Annotated in this window: 3 protein-coding genes; all 3 read left to right on the top strand. The window is 53.7% G+C overall.

From position 1 onward, the window contains the following. The coding region (locus tag BMW41_RS13960) for an LCP family protein (protein WP_074650820.1) at nucleotides 1-1,755 on the top strand (1,755 nt) is incomplete at its 5' end. Nucleotides 1,756-1,783: 28 nt separating this feature from the next. Next, nucleotides 1,784-3,190: an undecaprenyl-phosphate glucose phosphotransferase gene (locus BMW41_RS13965; protein WP_074650822.1), complete on the top strand. Its 1,407-nt coding sequence runs from the start codon at nucleotides 1,784-1,786 to the stop codon at nucleotides 3,188-3,190. Nucleotides 3,191-3,202: 12 nt separating this feature from the next. Next, nucleotides 3,203-3,421: hypothetical protein (locus BMW41_RS13970; protein ID WP_143050891.1), on the top strand; the 219-nt coding region annotated here is incomplete at its 3' end.

Here is a 3,421-nt window from a genome sequence, read left to right on the forward strand (position 1 = left end):
GGGGGCAGCGGAAGCCGCACATCGGGATCCGGCCGCAATCCGGCATGGAAGAGCGGCGGTTCCTCTATGGGCGGAAACGGACGGAAAAAGGGAGATTACAGTTATCACAGCCGGAAAAAGAAAAAAAGAAGAGTATGGCTGATCGTCGTCGAAGTGATCGTTGTGCTCAGCCTTCTGATCGGTGCGGCGGCATGGTATCTGTATTCCAGAACCTTCGGATCGCTTCAGAAACTGGAATTCGATGAGAGCAAGGTTGTCAATCTGGATCTGACCGAAGAGCAGGTCGAGGAGATGCAGAAGGGTTACTTCAACATGGTTGCCTTCGGCGTCGACTCGAGAAGCGAAGGCGGAAAACTGAATGTCGGCAAGGGAACCAACTCCGACGTCAACATGATTGTCAGCGCCAATCTGGAGACCGGAGAGATCCGTATCGTATCCCTGTTCCGCGATACATATCTGAATATTTCGGACAAGAACAGCTACAACAAGTTCAATGCGGCGTACGCGATGGGCGGTCCGGAGCAGGCGGTCAAGGCGCTGAACAAGAACCTCGATCTGAACATCACCCAGTATGCGACATTTAACTGGTCAACGGTTGCGCAGGTCATCAATATCCTCGGCGGCGTTGACGTGGATCTGAGTGAGGCGGAGTTCTCCTGGATCAATGCGTTTATCACGGAGACCGTTAAGGAAACCAAGATGGGAACCACGCAGCTGACTCATGCGGGTCACGTTCATCTGGACGGAATCCAGGCCGTTGCATATGCCAGAATCCGTTACAGTGACACGGACTATGCGCGTACCGAGCGTCAGAGACTCGTCGTTCAGAAGTGCTTTGAGAAGGCCAAGAAGGCAAGCTGGGCGCAGCTGAACAATATTATGGTTACGGTATTCCCGCAGCTTGCGACGAATATCGAGGCGTCCGATATTATCCCGCTGATGCGCTCCATCAACAAGTTCACCATCGCAGGAACCCAGGGCTTCCCGGCGGCAAGAGGTGAGAAGAATATCGGAACGATGGACTGCGTTATCCCGCAGACGCTGGAGTATAACGTACAGGATCTCCACAAGTTCCTGTTCGGCAAGGACAACTATCAGGTTTCCAAAAAGGTTGCCTCGATCAGCGAGCATATCGCCGAGACGACCGGTCTGACCAAGAATGCGAAGCTGATCTATTCGGTTCCGACCGATAAGGGAATTACCGCTCAGCGCTTCCGCCAGCTGATGGGCTACGGTTCTTCGAGCAAGAAGAAGGAAGACATCGTGGAGGAGGATCTGAACCCGGCAAAGAAAGCCGTGGAGGAGGAAGAGAAGAAGACCGGAAAGCTGGAGACCGATTCGGAGGGCAATATCATTTATCCGACCGATGAGGACGGCAATATTGTCTATCCGACCAAGTCGGACGGCAGTGCGGTTCTCCCGACCAATTCCAAGGGCAAGCCGTATCTCGCGACGGATGACAGCGGCAAGCAGGTCTATCCGACCGATTCCAGCGGCAATGTCATCGATCCGCCGGAGGATCTGGACGAGGAGGACGAGGACGACGACGCGCAGGGTCCGGGCAACCATACGACCGCGGCGAAGACCGCCGAGGCGCAGACAAAGTCCTCGAACACGGAGGCGACCGCAAAGACCACTGAGGCGCAGACAGCGCATGCGGTGGAAAACGGACCGGGCGGATCCGCGACGACGAACAATTCCTCAAGCGGCGGACCGGGCGCTTCTGACGAAGCGCAGGGACCGGGAGCGAATTAAAACAATCCGGAAGAAACGGTGAGACAACATGATTAAAGACAACCAGGAGCGGCTGAACCATCTTCATGTCCTGCTGGACGGCGTGGTCATTCTTTTCTCCTACGCGCTGGCATGGCTGATCGTGATCGGCAGCTCATCTACCGCAAGAAATGCCATGACCGATGTCTATCTCTTTACGGGGATAGCCATCGTGCCGGCATTTCTGCTGCTGAATGCATTTTTTCAGCTGTACGCTCCGAAGAGAGTGCAGACGGCCCGCGCAGAACTGGCCAATATCCTGAAGGCCAACACCATCGGCATCTTCGGAATTGCGCTGATCCTGTTCTTGGGCGGTAAAAACCCGTATTTCTATCACTTCTCCCGTAAGATGGTGATCTATTTCTATGTGATCAATGTCATCGCGGAAGTGATCATGCGAAACTGTCTGAAGTATGCCCTCCGTTCCATGCGAACGAAGGGCTACAATCAGAAACACATCCTTTTAGTCGGATACAGCCGCGCGTCGGAAAGCTTCATCGACCGCGTGACGGCCAATCCGGACTGGGGGTATAAGATTCGAGGGATCCTGGACGACCGGGAAGACTGGGGCACCGAGTACAAAGGTGTCCGTGTCATCGGTAAGATTGAGGATCTTTCTGACATTCTGAAATTAAATACACTGGACGAGATCGCGATTACCCTCGGAATCGGCGAGTACGCGAATCTTGAGGGAATTGTGGCGGCCTGCGAGAAATCCGGTGTTCACACCAAATTCGTCCCGGACTATTTCAAATTCATTCCCACGAGACCCTACATGGAAGATCTGAACGGACTTCCGGTAATCAACATCCGCCATGTGCCGCTGACCGATCCGCTGAACGCGTCGATGAAGCGCGCGGTGGATATTTTCGGCGCCATTGTGGCCATTATTCTCTTTTCTCCGTTTATGCTGGGAGCGGCGATTGCCGTGAAGCTGACTTCTCCGGGAGAGCTGATCTTCAAGCAGGAGAGAGTGGGACTTCACAATAAGCCGTTTAAGATGTACAAATTCCGTTCCATGACGGTACAGGCACCGGATAAAGAGCGGAAAGAGTGGACGACCAAGGGCGATGCGAGAGTTACCGCAGTAGGCCGTTTTATCCGGAAAACCAGTATTGATGAGATGCCGCAGTTCTTCAACGTGCTCAAGGGCGACATGAGTCTTGTCGGACCAAGACCGGAACGACCCTTCTTTGTGGAAAAATTCCGGGAGGAGATTCCGCGGTACATGATCAAACACCAGGTTCGTCCGGGCATGACCGGATGGGCGCAGGTCAACGGTTACCGCGGAGACACCTCGATTACAAAGCGAATCGAGCATGACCTGTATTACATCGAAAACTGGACGATGGGATTTGATTTCAAGATTCTTTTTCTGACATTTTTCAAGGGATTTATCAACAAAAACGCATATTAATCGGAGTGCCAAATGAGTGAGAAGGATTTCCGCCGGCGTCCGCGCAGAATGCGGGGAACGCAGTTATACGATCTGAAAGAAGAATCTGCACCCGAACAGAAACTGGACCTGATGACGGACAATTTTTCGGGCAGAAAGCACGTATCTTCCGCGGCGGGAAGTGCGAGACGGCCGGCCCGTCCGGTCCGGCGAAGAGAGGAAGTGTCGGTGGACCTTCCGGCGTCAGGAAAA

The sequence above is a fragment of the [Clostridium] aminophilum genome (genome assembly GCF_900101295.1).
Taxonomy (GTDB): domain Bacteria; phylum Bacillota; class Clostridia; order Lachnospirales; family Lachnospiraceae; genus Clostridium_R; species Clostridium_R aminophilum_A.